The sequence below is a fragment of the Paenibacillus sp. 2TAB19 genome (genome assembly GCF_052115185.1).
GTDB lineage: Bacteria > Bacillota > Bacilli > Paenibacillales > Paenibacillaceae > Pristimantibacillus.
Genome location: NZ_JBFRGE010000101.1, coordinates 1 through 17,029, shown reverse-complemented (window position 1 = coordinate 17,029; position 17,029 = coordinate 1). Strand labels below are relative to the sequence as shown.

Sequence of the window (17,029 nt, the reverse complement as noted above, 5' to 3'; positions counted from 1 at the left end):
GTATGTTACTCTGTGGTGAATGTCATACTATAGGGGCTGCATAACGATGATGGGAGATACGACTGAGAAAGAGCTGACGATATTTGATCATATTGGAAATACGATCAAGACGGATGATCGGGAAATTCGTATACTTGCCAAGTATGAGGCACCATTGGTAGTCGTGCTGGGCAATGTGCTTAGCGATGAGGAATGCGATGAGCTAATTAAACACTCCAGGGATCAATTGCAACGTTCGAAAATAGGTGGAGAACATGCAGTCAATCACATTAGAACGAGCAGCGGGGTGTTCTGCGAGGACAGTGAGACGATTACAAGAATCGAGAGGCGCTTCTCTCAAATTATGAATATTCCTATCGAGCACGGTGACGGATTGCAAGTTCTGCTCTATACCCCTGGCCAAGAGTATCAACCACATTATGATTTCTTCGCAGAAACGAGTCGAGCAAGCGCTAACAATCGAATTAGTACGCTCGTGATGTATTTGAATGATGTGGAAGAGGGCGGGGAAACGGCATTCCCCATGCTTAATATGTCAGTTTTCCCTAACAAAGGCATGGCCGTTTACTTTGAATATTTTTACAGCAATCATGAATTAAACGATTTCACTCTGCATGCGGGGACACCGGTCATTAAAGGGGAAAAGTGGGTTGCGACGATGTGGATGAGAAGGCAAGCCCTTCGTATTTCCTAAATAACCGCTCGCCACCACCATATGTAAACCGCATCCGCATGAGGATGTGGTTTTTGCAGCTAACCTTGATAGGGTACAGCGCTGGAACATAGAACTACGTATATAAAAAGGAGTGCCGTACGAATGAAATCTCATATCACGGATCGGATTAAACTCTCGCCAGGATTTTGGGCAGGATTACGTCACTTAATGATTGCCGACTACGAAGTAGCACGCCATGCACGATTACCGCTTACTATTATAACTGAACCGGAAGTGACCACTGCCCAATATTCTGCGATATGGCAGGCTTATTCCGATCTCGTAGGCGATACGGCCAAGGCAATTATCAATCTGGCGACTTCTTATGAGACAATGCACTACCCGCCGACTGTTTTAGCGACTTACCACGCTCGTGACTACCGCGATGCTTTGAACCGAATGGCTCGTTACAAACAACTTTGCCCTCCTGAACGATTACAGATCACCGAAGAGGCCGATTGCTGTACGATCGAACTGGAATGGCACAATTCGGAGCAATCGGGTCCGCCAATGCTTGTAGGCCTCACTTTGGCATTTCTTTTAGAGCTTGGACGCAGAGGTACAGGGCAACTATTGACTGCGCGGAATATCGAGTTTTCCCAATCCATGGGCGATGTGAAGGCGCTTGAAGCTTATTTTGGCTGCCCTGTCCGAATCGATGCAACATGTAACAGACTGACACTGCATCGAAGAGATCTGGACCGCTCCTTTGTCTCGTACAATGAAGAGCTTCTGGAGATTCTGACTCCCGTTCTCGACCAATCATTGAATGAACAGAAGCAGGGCCGATCAATTGCCGAGATGGTCAAATGGATCATCAAACGCAGCCTCACAAGCGGACGTCCGGACATTCAGGCTGTAGCGAGGGAACTCCGTATGAGCGACCGTACCTTGCAGCGGAGACTTAGCAGTGAAAATACAAGCTTCAATAATCTGTTAACAGAGGCTAGACATGAGCAGTCGCGAGAGTACTTGGCGGACCTCTCTCTCGATATTAAGGAAGTGGCTTTCTTGATTGGATATGAAGACCAGAACTCTTTCTACCGCGCCTTTCGCAATTGGGAAGGCGATACTCCTTCGAATTGGCGCGCAGAACACTTTGGCGTGTCAAACAAGAGCATTGGCGGGATAGGCTAGTTACCGAACAACGCATACAAGTTAATATAATCACTATCCACAACATAAGAAGGAGACATGCATGATGGATATGGGATTAAATAATAAAACAGCACTAATTACGGGATCAACGAAAGGCATAGGCAAAGCAATCGCCATTGAACTTGCCAAAGAAGGCGTTAATGTACTCATCAATGGCCGAAATGATGATGAAGTAGAACGTACTGTGAGTGAAATCAAGTTGAAGTTCCCGGATACTACGCCTCAGAATGCTGCAGCCGATATTGTATATGCTAAGCAAAGAGAAGCTATATTTGAAAAATACCCTCAAATCGATATTTTAGTAAATAGTATGGGTAAATATGAAATCATGAAATATGAAGATGTTGACGACGAAGTGTGGGAATCCTATTTTCGCACAAACGTTCTTGCAGCAAATCATTTATCTAAGTTTTATTTGCCTAAAATGTTGAAAAACAATTTTGGGCGTATCATCTTTATCGCTAGCGAAGAGGCCATCATGCCTTCGGGACAAATGCCCCAGTATTGCATGACCAAATCAATGCTATTATCATTGTCAAAAAGCTTGTCCAAACTAACAATAGGTACAGAAGTTACAGTCAATACGATCATGCCAGGACCCACGCTTTCTGAAAATGTGCATCAAATCATTGACGGTATATATGCTGATGAAAATATGACGTTCGCAGAAAAAGAGAAAAAATTTATGGCTGCAAACCTGCCTCAATCCGAAATACAGCGATTTATTAAGCCTAGTGAGATAGGCAGACTAACAACATTCGTATGCAGTCCTTACGCATCGGCGTTTAAAGGATCTCCAATCCGTATGGATGGGGGAATGGTGCCGACTATTTTTTAACATTTCTCGAAATAGTAATAGGGTAACAGGGAAACGGGGAAGATCGTCTCAAATAAGCTGTAAGGAAAAGGACCGGCCATTGAGCCGGTCCCTCTTTGTAATCAGACTTAAACGGTTGATTCTAAACGATAGGACCATAAATATCCTTTCGATTCCAGCAGAAGCGTATCCTGGATTTCCTTCGGCTCTATGATGACGCTGTTGTTGGTATTCATGATGTAACCATCATTTATTCGATCGATTACGATTGGCACATCCAGCTCCATAAAAAGCTGACGCATACGGTATATCGTATTATACAGATTGGAGAGTGCCCGTTTTTCCTCTACATGCGTCCAGATATCATCGATGATTCTCCATTTTAAGCATAATTTATTTTCATGAAGCAGAAAGTAGTAGAACAGCTCCTCGGTTACGCGAGTAGGCCATTTTGCAAGCTGTTCCCCCTTTTTAACATATGCTTCCCCATAAAGCTGGACAAAAAGCTCCTGCTTATTGGCCGGTTTCGGTTTATTGCCATAATATTTCTGAAGGCGTTCATCCAACTGCTTAACTGTATTCGGAGTCATCGGTTTTAAGATATAATCAAGCGCTTGTACGCGAAAGGCTTGCACGGCATATTGTTGGTGAGCGGTTGTGAAAATCACAGGCACGTCGATGCCGTTTTCCACTAGGCTTTGGGCCAACTGAAGTCCTGTCATTCTCGGCATTTCAATGTCCAGCACGAGCGCGTCCAAATCTAGCTTCGGTATTTCCTGCAACGCATCGAACGGCGATTCGAAACGGCCTACAATTTGAAAGGGACCATAGGTTTCCAGCAATCTAGCATGCAGTCCCAGAATCGGTTTCTCATCCTCAACGAGAATTACTTTCCACATGATCTCGTCCCTCCATAATCGGAATTAATAATTGAATGGTAGTTCCTTTGCCCGGCAAGGAGCTGATCTCCAGGCTGCCTTGTTTGAGATCATGTACGCGTCGACGCACATTCGTAAATCCGATGCCGGAATTGGCAGGCTCTCCTCCCATTAATTGGGCGCATTGCTTTGCTGACATACCTACGCCATCATCGGCGACACATATGCTCAAGCGAGATTCGTGAGAGTAGATCGAAACCTGAACATGTCCAGATCCTTCTTTGTCGAATAGACCATGGCGAATCGCATTTTCGACTAAAGGCTGCAAGAGCAAACTAGGAATCAGAACATTGTCGGCGGCAATTAGCGGATCGATGTCACAGGCGAATGTTAACCGTTCGCCAAATCTGGCCTTTTCTACATCTACATATGCTTCAATAATTTCCAGCTCCTTCTGAAGGGAAGAGAATTGTCCGTCCCGGCTCGTTTCAAATATATAACGAAGGAAAGAACTGAGCATCGTCAGCAGATGAGCAGCACGCTCTCCATCCGTGTAGCAGAATGAAATAATGTTGCTGAGCGCGTTATACAAAAAGTGCGGTTTGATTTGGGTTTGCAGAAAGGCCATTTCATACTCAATCGCTTTCAGCATAGATTGTTTCGTCTGTTCGGCGGCATTCAATCGAGCCATCAAAGTCTCTTTCGAGAAAGGTTTTACAATGTAATCATTTGCGCCGGAAGCAAATATTTTTTCAATATGTTTGGGATATTCGGATGAAATCATCATGATAATCGGCAGCTCCAATAAAGGTGCTTGCGTACGGATTTGCTGTAACAATTCGAGACTATTCATGTTGCCGGGAATAATGTCGTCAATAATCATCATCGCTATTTCCGGGTGACTGCTATAGTAGTCAAGCGCCTCTTGAGCGGTATAAGCAATTCGAATTTTGTACGTATCGCTCAGCATGCCCCTCATGACTTCCGCGTGCATCACATCATCATCGACAATGAGAAGCGTTGCCAGCTCTAGTTCTTCTGCGGATACGGCAGCTTCAACGTTGTATTCGTATTCCGCTGCTGTAACCGGCTCTTTAAATTCGCTGAAAGCCAGTTTGAGCGTGAAGCGGATACCTCTCTCCATTCGTTCATACGTTATGCTTCCATTCATTTGTTGGACTAGCTCCACCGTCATCATAAGCCCTGAAGATTGCTGCCGGTCCCTGTTCGCTCTCACGGACACGCCAGTTGTCGCCACATGAAGAAKGATATCCTCTCCAGCCTGCATGGCTTCAATAGACAGGCTGTTTTCTACGGTATCGTTAGCAATCTCTGTCATCATGCGCAGGAGCACCTGCGTCAGGGCTTGCTCGTCCGCCGATACATAAAGCTGCTTTGATATGTTTTCGTTTATTTGAATCTTCTTCTTCACGAATGTAAGTTGCATCAACTGAAGCACATGGAGCATGACCATTCGGAGATTAGTGGACTTCAACTGAATGGCGTAATCATTAAATCGAATACGAGTAAAATCGTTCAAATCTCTCAGGATATAAACCATGTTGCCAATTAGCTGCTCGGCTAAGTATAATTGCTCGCCTTGCCTCCTGTGATCGCGCTCTCGAGAAATCGAATGAATCAAATGGACGGCGTCATGCAGAGGTCTCTGCAAATCATGCGTAGCGACTTTCAGGAAATCATCTTTCGTATCGTTTGCCTTCTGTAATCGAGCAGTCAACTGCTCGGATTCCTCCGTTCGATTCATGAGACGTATGCCGAGAAAAACATTCATCGCCAACACACACCCGATCAGTCCGATTCTGTTCAAGCTGTTGCGGCCGGAGTAGAACAAGCTGTCAGACGAACCGCTTATCGCGAAGATAGCAAGAAACAAAAGCATTGCCAAGAGAATGACAGCTTCGTTTCTGCGTATGGAGATCCGATTCTTTACAATTAAATAAAAGATGCGAGCGATAACTCCCAGGAATAGTCCATCCATATAATAAAAAAATTCATACTGCATGCTCGACAATGCTCTTGCCGGGAGAATGGCATTTAAAGACGAATAGACCAGAAGCGGAAGAAGTAGCAGAAACAATGTCTTTCGATTCATAATAGAAGGAATAATTTTGACAATAAAGATCAGAAGCAAGATGGCGCTCAGGTATGTACTGACGTCTTGCATGCGAAAATAGAGCTCGTAAGGAAATGACGGGAACTCGCGTATGACCAATCGCTCTCCGCGAAACACAATTACGATTGCTAACGTTAGAAAGTACAATCCGCTGTATAGAAAGGCCTCGTCCCTCGTTCGCAGCAAATATATGGTTAAATGATACATGCAGAACAGCAGCATACATAAGGCTGCAGCCCATTCCATGGTAAGATCTCTCTGCACGTCATTCTTAATATGCTCGGCGTCGCCGATATCGATTGGCAGGACGATGCCGCCTCTTGCATTGTAGAAGTTAGATACGTGAACCGTGATAAGAAGCTGCCGGCCTTCGGGTTTAAAGTATACTTCATAGGAGGGATTATTCAGTACCGTTTCTTGTTTAGAATCGGCCGTTTTCCCTTTTTCCGAGATGAATGCGCCATTGACATAGATGGTATGGGCGGACCAAATATTGCGAACGCGAAGACCGATGTCCTCCGACCAGTGCTCGGGCAGATATACCATGATCTGATAGGAGCCCCATTGCACATTCGACGGCCAGGGACCTGGCACTGGCACATGATTCGCATCTTTGGAAAAATCAGTCGGACTAATAAAAGAATCGGCCGTAAACTTCCAATCGCCGGCTAACGAAACAAATGGAGAATCGGTCAGCTCTCGCAGGTCAAGCACGCCGTCTAAGGCTTTGCTATGGACGGAGCTTGTATCATGGTCGCTAAAAATCATATAAAGAATGGCGATCAAGGCGCATACCACACCCAAGCAGCCAAGTAACTTTTTCATCTATAGTCACACTCCTATTGATACTATCATACGTTAAAGGTCTCTCAAAAAACTACCAATTGACATTTAGAATGGAGAGAAGTTTGAGAGATTTTTGAGAGAAGCCTCTGATATGGTGGGATCAACATCTTGAATAGTTTGGAGGGGTATGGCTTTCTGACAAGGGACTTCACTCTTAATTTAGATAGTTCTATCAGCATGTATTATTGTTAATGGAATTAGATACAAAACTTTATTTCTAAACTTACAGGACGGGTGAATCAGATGAAGAAAAAGATGATTGCAATGGCAGTAGCTTTTCTATTGTTGGTAACAAATACTTCAATGGCGTACGCACTATCGCCGGTAGCAGAGGTTTACTTTAACACTGGCACAAGCACGTATGATTCCAGCGATTTTGAAAGTCAATTAAATGATGCCATTAAAGCTAAGCTGGTAGCAGGGGGCGTAAATCCTAAATACGTGTCTATTATGGACGCAAGCGCAAACCCGGCAACTGTAACGGACTCCCATGTCCATTCCGGCTCTGACAGCTGGTATAACAGCACTCCACCGGAGGTTGTAACGGCCGATCTCAATCACGTTCAGACTTCCAATAACGGCAAAGCTTTAACCTTTTATGGTTACACTGAGTCGGGCTATAAAGATTTCATGCTGACGAGCGAAACGCCTGACGGCAAAAAAATCATTACTTTTGATATGGATGAATCCAAGGCCAATTACCATAGCATGGAAGGCGGAGGTTTTCTATTCAATACTCAGATCGATAACGCTGGCCTATTGAGCGGCTACGCTATTTTATATGTTAGTGATGGTATTAATGTCTATCAGATTGATGAAGTGAATGCAGATGATTTGCACAATGAGGCATATAGCGATTTGGGCTCCATAGACGGCGTTACCCTAATCGAAAGCTATGAAAAGGGGACATCGGCCCAACACACAATTAAAATCAATGTAACGGATACAACATTGAATATGTGGGATAACGGAGAGCAGGTTATTAGAAATCTCGATCTCCCTGATCCTTATGGTGAAGAATTCGGCCCAATCGTCAGCCATATCGGCCACGGTTGCGAGATCATTTCGATCTTTGCTTTTGACAATATGAAGCTATTTTCTACTTCGAGCAAGACCTTGGACGAAGCTGTAGAAGATATCCTTTGGGAAGAGACTTCTCCTTTGCGCTATGTCGTGAACATCAACGACGATCCTAGAGAAAGCTTGGATGGAGGAGAGAATCAATCCAATTTGAAGGACTCCTTCGATAGCAATGACGCCCAATATGTAGGGGTAACCGAATCGGTTTATGAGGATATTAACCAAAGCTTTATTGATGAGATTGCGAATGGCGGATTATATGTGCCTTCCGATTCCGAGAATGCTAATGAAGAAATCATTGAAGCAATTGCAGAACGTATTGCGAATCAAATTATTAATGATTATAAAGTAGCGATTCTGGCCATTGAAGAAGCAGAGGACAACACGGATATCTCGTTTAATTCCGAAGATAACAAAAATGCGGTGAAAAATGACATTACGTTGGAGCAAAGCGAAGACGTAACGACAGTCTGGTCCTCCGATCAGCCTTCGATCATCGCGCCTGATGGAACGGTTACGAGACCGGTTACGGACCAACCGGGTATCTATGTGAATCTGAAGGCAACGATCACAAAAGACGGGTTAACAAGCGAAAAGATCTTTACGGTTTATGTGCTTGCTGCAGAGCCTGGTCCTTTAAGCACTTTGTCGGCGGTTGCAGGCAATGGCCAAGCGACACTGAACTTTCCGCCACTAACGGATGCATCTGATGATGATATTGTGGTCGAACAATCGATAAACGGCACCGACTTTACTCCGGTTGACCTAGATGAAACGCTCACGGCTGCTTCAACGAGTGCAACCGTAACCGGCCTAACGAACGGAGTAACTTACTATTTCCGACTATCTGTCGGTTCGGGTTTTTATGAAGGTGTATCTAATGTTGTCAATGTTTCCCCTTCTGACCCGGTAACCACTTTGTCGGCTGTCGCGGGCAACAAGAAAGTTACATTGAAATTCCCGGCTATAACTGGGGCATCTGATATCGTAGTTGAACAATCAACGGACGGTGAAACCTTCACTCCGGTAACGACATCAGAGGTGTTGGACGCCGCTTCTACGAGAGCGACTGTAATTGGTCTAACGAACGGAGAAACTTATTATTTCCGATTGGCGGTCGAATCGGGTCAGCATGCAGGCTTATCCAACGTCGTTACCGTTAAGCCGGTTGCGCCTTATATTTCTGAAGAGCCAACAATGGATACGAAAGTAATTGTGACCGACCAAGCAAACGGCGGTACAATCACACCGGACAAAATCACGAAATTAGTCGGTGACGACTTGAAAGTAACAGGTAAAATCAAGTTGGCCAACGGCAAAGAGCTGGATCTGCCGAATATTGTAATGAATGAAGACGGCAGCTTTACGCTTCCGAAGGTTGAAGCCGGCGAATATATATTATCGTTGAACGTGATCGCGCCTAATGGTGAAAAGCTGGCAGGCCCTGTTGGCAAACTAGTTGTTGATGCCAACGGAAAAGCGAGCTTAACGGTGGATCTGATCGATCCGTACGGCACGATTCTTGATACGGTAACCAATCAGCCTGTTGCGGGCGTGAATATGAAATTGTACTGGGCCGATACAGAGCTGAATCGTTCCAAGGGCAGAGTGCCTGGAACGCTTGTTGATCTGCCAGAGCTGCCGAATTTCGCACCAAACAAAAACCATAACCCGCAAATTAGCTCGGAGAACGGCGAATACGGCTGGATGGTTTACGCTGACGCCGATTACTATTTCTTAGGCGAAAAGAATGGATACGTCGTTTTTGACAGCCGTAACGATAAGCGCGAAGAGAGCTTTGGGGATGACAGTCATATTAAAGACGGGGTTATTCACGTTGGCGAAACGATCGTGAAATTCAGCTTCTCCTCGCAGCCGATCGTGAAGGCCGAGGGAACTCATAATCCATACATGGTTGGTTATCCTGACGGAACTTTCGATCCGGATCGCGGCATTGTACGAGCTGAGATCGCTGCAATCCTGTCCCGTTTGTACACATCTACAGCGAGCGAGAAGAATGTATCGTATTCCGATGTGAGCGCAAAATATTGGGCGGCAGATGCTATCGCAACAGTTACGAATAATAAATGGATGGTCGGCGCTGGAGACGATACGTTCCAGCCGAAGAAAAAAATTACGCGAGCGGAATTTGCGCAACTACTGACGAATGTGTATAAATGGGACGTTGTAAATGAAAGCACCTACACGGACGTAACGGGACACTGGGCGGAGAAAGCTATTGCAACGGTTGAGAAGCAAGGCCTGCTATTTGATTTTACGGATAAGACCTTCAATCCGAATCAGGAGATTACGAGAGTCCAGGTTGTCAGGATCTTTAACCAACTGCTGGAGCGTAACCCATGGCATGTCGAAGTTGGTGCTAAATGGACCGATGTTCCAGCAAGCCATGAGTACTACTTGGACATTATGGAAGCTTCGGTTCAGCATCCATTCGAGCAATACGAGACCGGTATCGAAAGCTGGAAAAAGTAGAAACAAATTTTAACTGAACTAATCATCATATGGCGGCGAATTGTGATTCTACACAGCCGCGGTTCGCCTCCACCAATACCATGAAAGACCCGGCCTCGTGAGGTCGGGTCTTTCATGGTATTCCTGTCTATACGCGCAAACGGTGTCTGCTAAACGATACAGTGAATGGTTTAGGAAAAAACCTAAACTTCTGTTATAATAAAAGGATAAAGTCAAGAAAGTTATTGACTAAGAATAGGAATGATTGCACCGGTTATGAATGAATTCGAAGACTGGAATCTTAAAGTGAAAAAAACCTTTAATGCTACAAGTAATCAAGAAGTATTAACGGTTACAGAGGCAGGTAATTTGTTAGGCCTTACAAAAGATCAAATGAAAACCTTCGCAGACAAAAGCCATCTAACCAAAGTGCCGATCATGAGAAGCGTTCATAGGTATCTTTTACTGAAGAGTGAAATAGATGAGTTAATAAAGTGATTTAAACTTGAGAGAGAGTACCGCGTGAGGTACTCTCTTTGTTTTATTGTCAATTCACTATAAAACGCCTCATTCTGTCGGATATACGTCGTAACGCGTCAAACTGATGGTTGTCCTTTATTTGTTATTAGCTATAATAGGAATATATCATACAATATCAACCCGAATACACGGTTTAAATACCCGCTCGGATGAAAAAGGTCGCGACGTAGGTATCATTGCCGATTGGTCAACTGAAGGCATTGCAAATAAAAGCATAAATACAATGTTGAAGGAGACAAGAACATGGCAAAGTCCGTAACCTTTTACCCGCTTGGCGTAGGCGATTCGTTTACTACGCGGCACTTTTTTGTCAACAGCGTTATTAATGTGGACGGTCGCGAATTTTTTATCGATTGCCCAGGGTACATCGCGAAAATGCTCCATCAAAACAGCTTGCATGGAGAACTCCCGCTCGGGATTGACAGGTATAAGGAGCTGTTCATTACCCACCTGCACTCCGATCACGTTGGCGGTGTCGAGGAGCTCGCGTATTTGCAAATGTACAAAACCGTTAATCCGATCAAGCTCTACGGGCCGGATTGGCTGCTGCAAGATATTTGGTCCCATCTGCGTCCCGCATTGGAGCCTTCGCCTCGCGAAGGAAGCGACATCGCGAATTTCGACTGGTACTTCGACCCGATCGCGATCGGAGAGACCCATGATTTCGGAGAGTTTACAGTCAGCTACAAATACACGCGGCACAAGCCCCGGACGCTCGCTTACAAATTCGATTTCGGCAACTTTAAGCTTGGATACGCACCGGATACGGGCTTCGATCCGGAATTGATCGCATGGTTGAGCGACAGTGATCTCATTATTCACGAGGTATGGTTCGGACCGACGGAAGTATTGGGCGGCGATATTCGCAATCTGCATACGCCGATAGCCGATCTGCTCACGCTGCCGGAGGAATTCCAACGCAAAACGCTGCTATGCCACTACGCGGACTCCGCTTATACGGACCACCCCGAGAACCCGAGCGAAAATATCGGAAGCTACCGGCTGCTGCAGCAAGGAAAACTGTATAAGCTGGTGTAAGCGAAATAAAAGACGATCAAAATTCCTGTTTAGGGAATCTTGGTCGTCTTTTCGCTTTGGCCGGGCATTCCCGTTTTGAAGAAATGGATGGATAGAATGAATAACTATGGTATATTAAAATTTGTCGTTTACATAATGTGACAAGTCTATTATTTACAATTATATCTACTGACAGAAGGAGAACAGAAGATGAAAAAGTTCATGCAATTATTTGTTATTCTCGCGATGGCGGCACTAAGTCTCCAATCGGCCGTTTATGCCAGCGCTGGCAAACAGCAGATTACTGTAACGAAGGGAGCGGCTGCGATTACGGTTAACGAGGAGCCGTTATATTTTAATTACAATCAAATTCCGTTCACCTATAAAGGGACAACGTATTTGCCGATTCGAAAGATTGCTGAGGCACTAGGTAAACAAGTGACGCTGAACTCGCAAAAATCAACGATAAACCTTTCAGGAAACGTAGAGTATGAGCCTGACTACAGCGGGTATAGCGATAGTTACGGATATAGCGAAAAGATTTCAATCCAATTCGTCAAACTAAATATCGTGTACGACGGGAAGCTAGTGCTGAAAGAGATTCAAGCGATTGTTTACGATAATACGACTTATTTGCCGATGCGCGCTCTCGCTGAAGCAGTAGGGGCAACGCTGGAGTTGGACCGCTACACCATTAATATTAACAAGCCGGTTCTAATCCCCCATGTTCAATACCAAACGATAAAAGTAGATGGATCGATTAGAAGCACGGTTGGACAGGGAGCTGATTTCCTCGCTTCCTACGATTATCTCGCTCCCTCGGTCGTCACCTTCGTAAACCCTGACGGCACGCTGAACGTAGGCTGGGACGATCAGAATAGCGAGACCTTGAAAATCGCCACCCTATCTGCGGACTTAAAGGTTACGAATACGTTCTCCATTAAGAAAGAGATGACGCTAATGGGCTCGTATACCAAGGACGAGCAGGGTAACTTCTATGTCCTTTGGGGTCGTGAAGTGCAAGAAAACGAGAAGAATGCGGCTAGTGTCAAAATCAGCAAATATTCCAACGCCGGCGTGAAAATGGGCGACGTTTCATTCACGGCGGGAACGCAATATTTTAACGGGACGAAGGAGCCTTTCGCATTCGCCAATGCGAAGCTTCAATACTCGAACGGGCTGTTGGTTGCCTTTTTCGGGAGGCTTATGTTCCAGTCTAACGACGGTTTGAACCATCAATCCTCGACCGCCTTATATGTCGATTCTACAACGATGAAGCAAATGACGCTTCCAATTCCGTATTCAAGCCATTCCTTTGATCAGGATGTTGCTTTTGACGGGGATAACCTTGTATTTGCAGATCGCGGGGACGTGTACGATAGAGGTTTTGTTATTTCCAAGGTAGATCGTGCACAGGATGCGTTGCATAGTGTTACACCGTTTTATTTTAAATATGGGACAGCGATCTATCAGCAAACCTTCTCCGAGCTAGGAGGTATCGCTGTTGTGGATGATGGCTATGTCCTTGCGGGTTCATCCGAAAAAACGATGAGCGCGGAAATGGCAAAATCAGAACATAATGAATCGAGGAATATATTTATACAGCGGATTGCCAGAAATTTCGAACAGGCAGCCCAGCCCGTATTGACCAAAGGGGATAATCAGCATTTCAACATTTCACTTAGGGGAAGTACGTATGATGTATCGAATACAGGCGTGGTTTGGTTAACCGATTATCGAGACAAAGACTTGGAAAATGCGGCCCATCCGAAAATGACTAAAATAGACGGCAATCGAATCGTTATCGTATGGGAGAAAGTCGGTCAACGAAACAAAGACTCAAGCAACATGGATTACAGAACAACCTATTATATGGTCGTTACGCCAGATGGGGAAATCGTAAAGCCGGCAACGGAAATAAAAGGCGCAAGAATAAATGCCGGTGATTCGATTAGATACCATGATGGAGCGGTATACTGGGCGACGGCCAATACAAATTCCAAAATTATTGTTTACAAGTTAACAGATTTGAAATAGCGCGATCATTTGGAGATAGGGAGAAAGAGCACCGGGTAGGATGCTCTTTCTTTTTTTATAAAGCTTCACTCTCCGAAAGCTCAGCCTGCTTATATACGCGAAATTGATCCCTAATAATCGCATATTTAATGAGACGTCCGAAAAAATGTCTAGTATCGGGGTCTTCCCAAGTAATGTTGCGGGTATGCGTCAGCTTGCCTAGATAGATCCTATTATTGTCGTCTACGAGCTCGGGTGCCATGCTCCTCACAAAGTCAATGACCTCACTCTGCTTCATTGCCCCTTTTTTGCCGAGTGTCAGCCTACCGTTATGATGAATCTCATAATAGTCGCCCGTTTCCGTTGCGTACTCCTCTAAGTTGAGTTGCAAGGAGTTGTGCTTCTTCTTGTAATCGTCAATCGCAACGATAAGGTAGCCGTACAACACCGCCAAGCTAATAATCTGATTGTTTTTATTGCTGTCTTCGATAATGAAATATCTGTAATCTCCCGTCCAATCGAACCCGGCGGCATTGCCGAATTTGGTAATTCGAATGCCTTTGTCCTCTTCAATCCAAACATCCCCGACATACTGTCCGCCAATAGAAACCGTGTAGTCCCAAAGAATTTCACATACGTTTATCGCGAAAGGAATGAAGGCATCGCTATTATTCTCGTGAATTAATCCTAACTGGAGCCATTCTTTTTTTCGTTTATTCTTATAAAGATCCGAATACTTCAGCCGCTGCCAAGGTTCTTTTTTTGGTTTTTTAAAAGAAAACTTCGATTTTTTAAGATCCTTGTACGTAGGCAGCTTGGCTAATAATTGATAATGACCGGTTAGTCTGCTCCTTGACTCTATAAATAAATCGATTCCGTTCGTGATCATCAGGGTATGCGCTTGAACGGTCTTATCGTAGTTTCGAGCTTGGTCATAGACATYATGGGTGAGATCCTCGTTCATTGATTTACATTCCACTATGAGAATGGGCTTCTGATCGGAATCGTATACAACGATGTCTGCCCTTCCGGCAGCTCCTTTTTTAAAATCGGTCATGGGCACTTCGGTATCTATACATGGAAGCGGGACTTGCATGGTATGGGTCAGAAGTATGATGGTTTTCTGACGCACATGTTCTTCGGGCGTAGCCGGAATAAGTATTTTTCTACAAGGATCAAGATAACAAGGTTGCCCGTTTCTTTGATAGGTGCGGGGTAAAGTGATGGAATCAAAGTTAAACATGATGAGAGCTTCTCCTTCAGGGGTTCTTGTGCTTTGTCGTCCAAGCTATTCAAGGAGTATTCCATAAGCTCAAGGGATTTTCCTGCTCTTAGTCAATCTATTGCCGTCCAAAAGGTTTATTTTGGGATTTAGGGAACTTTGGGCGCTTTAACTTGTCTAATAGGGTGGAGGTGAACGTGATGGAGTCGGAATACTTGAAATACATACAAGAAGTGGACAGTACGGAGCTATACAATCTGATGACGCAATACGGGGACGACGTGTGGAGATACGCTTATGCGATAACTAAAAATCATGAGCAGTCCAAAGATATCGCACAGGAAGTATTCATTAAAGTCCATTTGAAACTATCTACATTTCGAGGGCAATCCTCTTTTAAAACATGGCTGTTTTCCATCACTAGAAATATTGCGCTTAATGAGTTGAGGTCCAGTTATTTTCGCAGGATGTTATTGTTCGAAAACGTGAGATCCACCCAGACAACTCAGTCTGCAGAGGTAACCTATATGGGGAATCAAGCGGCAGCAGACCTTCGAGAAATTATTATGAGCCTATCCCGAAAGCTGAGAGAGGTGCTTATTCTGAATTTGGAGCATGACTTGACGATTCAAGAAATGGCGGGCTTGCTCGAGATATCAGAAGGAACGGTAAAGTCCAGATTGAACAGGGCGCGCAAGGAAGTCCAGAAGAGATGGGAGGCGGCTAGATAATGAATCATGATAAACCGGATTGGTCGGCAATGGTTAAGGCGAGCTCCATTCCAAATGGGGTATTTACGGAGAATATGAAACAAACCGTCATGAGTCAGGTCCAGCAGGATCAGCGCAAGAAGATGAACAATCCTTTCTATTTTGTCATAATTACGCTACTCGGCTTAATGATCTGTGTTACGATTCTTCCTCTCATTGACCGGTTACCAACAAACGCGATAATGGGCTCGGAAGCAGCCTCCGACCAAAACATCTTATTGGACTACGAGCCTACGAAGGATCTCAAATTCATTCCTGAAACGGATATGGGAGTGAGAGATTCGACCTTGCTGCGACTGCCGATAACATCTGTTCAAATCAAAGAAACGGTCATCATAGACGGCTTCGGCAAGTACTTGAATTATACGAAAGCGGAGGAGGGGGACACATCCTTCTTCGGATTTGAGCTTTCCAACCATTTCAGTTCTGCAAATGGCGAGTTTTACGAGATTGGTTATGGCGCAATGACGGAAGTGAACTTCCAAAAAAGTGACGCTTTTGGATTGGCTGACCTTCGAATGGACGGTAGATGCGGTCCTCAGAGGAAATGCACGTATTGGATTTCCTTAGACCAAGATGTGGTCAAGGTATATTATCAAATGAATGCACCGACCATTTATGAGCAGGATTTAGACGGTGATGGAGTAACCGAGGCGATCATCGTTACTGATGGAACGCAGATTTATATTTACAAAAATATAGCGGGTCAAATCCAATCGGTAAATGTTCAATCCGCGCTTCAAACGAAATACGGAGATACAGTAACGTATGATCCCGTGAGCCAAGTTTTTCAGTTAACCAACGAGGATGAAACGAGACGGTATCGATATGCAGCGGGAGGGGATAAGCTCCGTCAGTTGGACGAATAACGGTATAAGATGTGAGCCCAGCAGCCATTATGGTCAAGCCCCAATATTGTAGACAATAAAAAAAGCCCTATATAATGAGATATTAAATGACAAAGCGGCAGACCAAATTCTGGTCTGCCTATCATTGATTGAACTATCGTTTCCCGATAGCTTAAACCTCGGACCTATCAAATAAATATTTTAGAATCGAATCTGCACATTCTTCTGAGGAATTTATGTGTGTATTGACAGTACAGTTGTATTGTATATCTTTGGCCATAATATTATTTTGCCACTCAGATTGATCTTCGGTTCTATCTCCACGTTCAATATTTCTTTGGCGACAAATGTCTAAAGGACAAAAAACTTCGACAATATAGAAAGGATACCCGGAAAATATATCCTTAACTTTTTCATAATGCGGTTTTAATTCGGGTCTTTCAACCAAAATTCCGTCGATTAGTACATTCTTACCATGGTCAGAAAATAGTTTAGCAGTATGATACATCATAATAA

General features: G+C 44.5%; 13 protein-coding genes. 9 read left to right on the top strand and 4 right to left on the bottom strand.

Going from position 1 to position 17,029, the window contains the following annotated elements:
• Positions 1-46 precede the first annotated feature (46 nt).
• The 3 genes from AB4Z33_RS27600 (at position 47) to AB4Z33_RS27590 (ending at position 2,711) form a co-directional block, all read left to right on the top strand.
• Positions 47-694, top strand: a complete 648-nt coding sequence (locus AB4Z33_RS27600) for a 2OG-Fe(II) oxygenase (protein ID WP_442052983.1) — start codon at positions 47-49, stop codon at positions 692-694.
• A gap of 123 nt (positions 695-817) precedes the next feature.
• On the top strand, positions 818-1,852 hold the full coding sequence (locus tag AB4Z33_RS27595) for a helix-turn-helix domain-containing protein (RefSeq protein WP_442052982.1): 1,035 nt from the start codon (positions 818-820) through the stop codon (positions 1,850-1,852).
• 64 nt (positions 1,853-1,916) lie between these two features.
• Complete coding sequence (locus tag AB4Z33_RS27590; RefSeq protein ID WP_442052984.1) at positions 1,917-2,711, top strand: SDR family NAD(P)-dependent oxidoreductase; 795 nt, start codon at positions 1,917-1,919, stop codon at positions 2,709-2,711.
• A gap of 107 nt (positions 2,712-2,818) precedes the next feature.
• Here the strand turns inward: AB4Z33_RS27590 and AB4Z33_RS27585 are convergent, their stop codons facing one another.
• Positions 2,819-3,589 (bottom strand): response regulator, encoded by a 771-nt coding sequence (locus AB4Z33_RS27585; RefSeq protein ID WP_442052981.1) that lies wholly within the window; start codon positions 3,587-3,589, stop codon positions 2,819-2,821.
• Positions 3,567-6,527 carry a histidine kinase gene (locus tag AB4Z33_RS27580; protein WP_442052980.1) on the bottom strand — a complete coding sequence of 987 codons (2,961 nt, stop codon included), beginning with the start codon at positions 6,525-6,527 and terminating at the stop codon, positions 3,567-3,569. Before AB4Z33_RS27580 ends, AB4Z33_RS27585 begins: the two co-directional genes overlap by 23 nt.
• A 264-nt stretch (positions 6,528-6,791) precedes the next feature.
• Between AB4Z33_RS27580 and AB4Z33_RS27575 the strand changes: the two genes are divergently transcribed.
• The 4 genes from AB4Z33_RS27575 (at position 6,792) to AB4Z33_RS27560 (ending at position 13,694) form a co-directional block, all read left to right on the top strand.
• The gene (locus AB4Z33_RS27575; protein ID WP_442052979.1) at positions 6,792-10,121 is read left to right on the top strand and encodes an S-layer homology domain-containing protein; all 3,330 of its coding nucleotides are present in this window, start codon (positions 6,792-6,794) and stop codon (positions 10,119-10,121) included.
• A 255-nt stretch (positions 10,122-10,376) separates the two neighbouring features.
• On the top strand, positions 10,377-10,598 hold the full coding sequence (locus AB4Z33_RS27570; protein WP_442052978.1) for a DNA-binding protein: 222 nt from the start codon (positions 10,377-10,379) through the stop codon (positions 10,596-10,598).
• A 285-nt stretch (positions 10,599-10,883) separates the two neighbouring features.
• Positions 10,884-11,678 carry an MBL fold metallo-hydrolase gene (locus AB4Z33_RS27565; protein WP_442052977.1) on the top strand — a complete coding sequence of 265 codons (795 nt, stop codon included), beginning with the start codon at positions 10,884-10,886 and terminating at the stop codon, positions 11,676-11,678.
• Between the two features lie 189 nt (positions 11,679-11,867).
• Entirely contained in the window at positions 11,868-13,694 is a 1,827-nt protein-coding gene (locus AB4Z33_RS27560) for a stalk domain-containing protein (protein ID WP_442052976.1), read from the top strand.
• Positions 13,695-13,749: 55 nt separating this feature from the next.
• Here the strand turns inward: AB4Z33_RS27560 and AB4Z33_RS27555 are convergent, their stop codons facing one another.
• Entirely contained in the window at positions 13,750-14,916 is a 1,167-nt protein-coding gene (locus tag AB4Z33_RS27555) for a type I restriction enzyme HsdR N-terminal domain-containing protein (RefSeq protein ID WP_442052975.1), read from the bottom strand.
• 179 nt (positions 14,917-15,095) lie between these two features.
• On the opposite strand from AB4Z33_RS27555, the gene AB4Z33_RS27550 reads away from it, so the two are divergent.
• Positions 15,096-15,626, top strand: coding sequence for an RNA polymerase sigma factor (locus tag AB4Z33_RS27550; protein ID WP_442052974.1), 531 nt, complete (start codon positions 15,096-15,098; stop codon positions 15,624-15,626).
• Entirely contained in the window at positions 15,626-16,534 is a 909-nt protein-coding gene (locus AB4Z33_RS27545) for a hypothetical protein (RefSeq protein ID WP_442052973.1), read from the top strand. Before AB4Z33_RS27550 ends, AB4Z33_RS27545 begins: the two co-directional genes overlap by 1 nt.
• A 151-nt stretch (positions 16,535-16,685) precedes the next feature.
• Here AB4Z33_RS27545 and AB4Z33_RS27540 read toward each other — a convergent pair.
• The coding region (locus tag AB4Z33_RS27540) for a phosphotransferase-like protein (RefSeq protein WP_442052972.1) at positions 16,686-17,029 on the bottom strand (344 nt) is incomplete at its 5' end.